Origin of the sequence: Streptosporangium sp. NPDC051022 (assembly GCF_040683035.1) — a bacterium.
Lineage (GTDB): Bacteria > Actinomycetota > Actinomycetes > Streptosporangiales > Streptosporangiaceae > Streptosporangium.
Genome location: NZ_JBFBCF010000078.1, coordinates 1 through 3773, shown reverse-complemented (window position 1 = coordinate 3773; position 3773 = coordinate 1). Strand labels below are relative to the sequence as shown.

Genomic DNA, 3773 nt, shown 5'->3' with positions numbered 1-3773 from the left:
CTCAACCAATTCCACACCACCATCAGCCGCCTCACCTACCACCCACCCACCCTCCCCCTCATCTCCGACCACACCGGCACCCACGCCACCCCCCAGCAACTCACCTCCCCCACCTACTGGACCAACCACCTCCGCCACCCCGTCCGCTTCCACGAAGCCATCCACACCGCCACCCAAACCGCCACCACCACCTTCCTCGAACTCGGCCCCGACCCCACCCTCACCACCTTCGCCACCGAAACCAGCCCCACCACCGAAGCAATCCCCCTCCTACGCCGCGACCGGCCCGAAGTCGTCACCGCACTCACCGCCGCCGCCCGCCTGCACCTCCACGGCACCCCCGTCAACTGGCCCGCCACCCTCCCCACCGGCCGGCACAAAACCGTCGACCTGCCCACCTACGCCTTCCAGCGGCGCAGACACTGGCTGGACCGCGGGAAGGCGGCGGACGCCTCCGCGGGAGCGGGCGGGATCGACGAGGCGCATGCCCGCTTCTGGGACACGGTCAGCCGTGGCGACCTCGACTCCCTGGTCGCCACATTGGGCGCCGACGGCGAACAGGTGCGGGGCCCGCTGGGCACGGTCCTGCCGGCCCTCGCCTCCTGGCACACCGCGAGCGACACCCGCTCGACCATTGACTCCTGGCGGTACCGCACGGCGTGGCGTCCCGTCGGGGAGCAGGCCCGGATCCGGGTCACCGGACGCTGGCTGCTGGTGCGTCCCGCCCACGCCGAGGCGGCGGCGTGGACCGACGCCCTGGCCCGCGCGCTCGCCGCGCGAGGCGTCGAGGTCACGCCCGTCGTGATCGACGTCGGAGATGCCGGGGACACCGGGGACACCGGGAGGGCCGGTCATGACGCGCTGGTCGCGGCCCTGACCTCCGCTCTCCACGACCGACTCGACGATCGATTCGACGGCGCGCCCGGCACCGGATCCGACCGGCAGCCCGGCGATCGGGCCGTCGGCGGGGTGCTGTCCCTGCTCTCGTTCGACGACGCCCTGTCTTCCGGGCATCCGGCGGTACCAAGGGGAGGTGCCGCCGAGGTCGCGCTGATCCAGGCGCTCGACGCCACCGGGATCTCCGGCCGGCTGTGGATCGCGACCGGCGGGGCGGTGTCGACGGGACCGTCCGACCCGGTCGGCCACCCCCTGCGAGCACTGGGATGGGGGCTCGGCCCGGTCGTCGCCGCGGAGAAGCCGGAACGGTGGGGCGGGCTGCTCGACCTGCCGCCGCTCCCGGACGCCCGCACCGCCGAGAGCGCGGCCACCGCCCTGCTGGGAGACCACGGCGAGTCCGAGCTGGCGGTCCGCGCCACGGGACTCCTCGCGCGGCGGCTGGTGCCCGCGCCGCTCCCCGGCGGTGCCGTCCCCGCTTCGTGGCGGCCGGACGGAACCGTACTGATCACCGGCGGCACGGGGGCCCTGGGCGGCCACGTCGCGCGCCGCCTCGCCGCGCGCGGTGCCCGGCGGCTGCTGCTGATCGGCCGCCGGGGTCTCGACGCCCCCGGCGCCGCGGAACTCGTGACCGAACTCGCCGACCTCGGCGCCCAGGCCACCGTCGTCTCCTGCGACGTCTCCGACCGGGACGCCCTCGCCGCCGTCCTCGCCTCGGTTCCTCCCGAGCATCCGCTCACCTCGGTCGTCCACACCGCCGCGGTGCTGGACGACTCGCTGATCGACTCGCTGACGGTCGAGCGGATGCACCGGGTACAGCGGGTGAAGGTCGGCGGCGCGCTGAACCTGCACGAACTGACCCGTGATCTCGGCCTCTCGGCGTTCGTGCTCTTCTCCTCGATCACGGGCACGCTCGGCACCGCCGGGCAGGGCAACTACGCCCCCGGTAACGCGTTCCTGGACGCGCTCGCCGAGCACCGTCGCGCGGCGGGCCTGCCCGCCACATCGATCGCGTGGGGCCACTGGGACGGCGAGGGCATCGCGGGTCCCGACGCCAGGCGGCAGTTGCTGCGCGGCGGGTTCCCTCCGATGGCCCCCGGCCTCGCCGTCACCGCGCTGGAGGAGGCGCTGACGCACGGGGAGACCAGGCTGGTCGTCAGCCGGGCCGACTGGGCCACGGTGCTCGGCTCCCGGCCCTCGCCGCTACTCGGTGAGCTGCCCGAAGCCCGCGAGAACGCGGCCGGAGCCCCGGCACCCGGCTCAGTCCACGACTCGGAACACAGCGAGGGCGAGGAGGACCTCGCGCGCAGACTGGCCTCGCTGCCCGAGGCCGACCAGCGGCAGACGGTCCGCAGGCTCGTCCGCGCCGAGGTCGCCGCCGTGCTGGGGTACGGCTCCGCGGCGGACGTGGACGACCATCGCGGCTTCCGCGACCAGGGGTTCAGCTCGCTGTCGGCGGTCGAGCTGCGCAACCGCCTGGCCCGACTGACGGGGACGGCACTGCCGAGCAGCCTGGTGTTCGACCATCCGACCCCGGCTGCGCTCGTCGAGCATCTGCGCGCCGTACTGGTTCCCGAACCGGAGCCGCCGCTCACCGCGGTGCTGGCCAAGATCGACGAGTTGGAGAGCCTGCTTGCCGGGGCCCCGGTCTCACCTTCCGACCGCGAGGTCGCGGCCGCCCGGCTACGGCGGCTCGTGGAGACACCGTCCGGTACGGCGACGGGCGGCGGAAGCGGCGCCTCATCGTCCGAGGCGGATCTGTCCTCCGTCTCGGACGACGAACTCATCAGCTTCATCAGCAACGAACTCGGCATCTCCTGAGAACTCCCCCCTGTTCAGCCCGTGCCCCCGGAAGGCAGACCTGTGAGTGACGACCAGATCCGGCACCTTCTCCGACGCGTGACGGAGGAGCTGCACAGAACGCGCGAAGAACTACGAGACGTACGGGACGAGCAGCGGGAGCCGATCGCGATCGTGGGCATGGCCTGCCGCCTGCCCGGCGGAATCTCCACCCCCGAACAACTGTGGGACCTGGTCGCCTCCGGCGGCGACGCCGTCACCGAGTTCCCCGACGACCGAGGCTGGAACACCGAGGAACTCTTCCACCCCGACCCCGACCACCCCGGCACCACCTACACCCGCCACGGCGGCTTCCTGCAAAACGCCGGCCACTTCGACGCCGACTTCTTCGGCATCTCCCGCCGCGAAGCCCTCGCCAGCGACCCCCAGCAACGCCTCCTACTGGAGATCGCCTGGGAGACCTTCGAACGGGCGGGCATCGACCCCCGGTCCCTGAAGGGAAGCCGTACCGGGATCTTCACCGGCACCAACGGCCAGGACTACGCGAGCACGATCGGCCGGGTACCCGAGGAGGTCGAGGGATATCTGATCACGGGTACCGCCGCGAGCGTCCTGTCTGGGCGCATCTCCTACACCTTCGGCTTCGAGGGCCCGGCGGTGACGATCGACACCGCCTGCTCGTCCTCACTGGTCGCGCTGCACCTGGCGGTGCGATCACTGCGCGCCGGGGAGTCCGATCTCGCGCTGGCGGGCGGGGCGACCGTCATGGCGTCACCGAGCACCTTCGTCGAGTTCTCGCGGCAGCGGGGCCTGTCGGTCGACGGGCGGTGCAAGGCCTTCGCGGCCGCCGCGGACGGTACCGGCTGGGCCGAGGGCGCCGGACTGCTCCTGATCGAACGCCTCTCCGACGCCCGCCGTCACGGCCACCGGGTGCTGGCCGTCATCCGCGGCACCGCCATCAACCAGGACGGCGCCTCCAACGGCCTGACCGCCCCCAACGGCCCCGCCCAGCAACGCGTCATCCGCCAAGCCCTCGAAGACGCCGGACTCACCGGCACCGACATCGACGCCATCGAAGC

2 protein-coding genes are annotated in these 3773 nt (G+C 72.9%); both read left to right on the top strand.

Features of this window, described 5'->3' with window-relative positions; translation table 11 throughout:
• Positions 1-2715, top strand: a 2715-nt coding sequence (locus AB0N02_RS47215) for an SDR family NAD(P)-dependent oxidoreductase (protein WP_363961731.1), incomplete at its 5' end; no start/stop codon positions are given.
• A gap of 42 nt (positions 2716-2757) precedes the next feature.
• Positions 2758-3773: beta-ketoacyl synthase N-terminal-like domain-containing protein (locus AB0N02_RS47210; protein WP_363961729.1), on the top strand; the 1016-nt coding region annotated here is incomplete at its 3' end.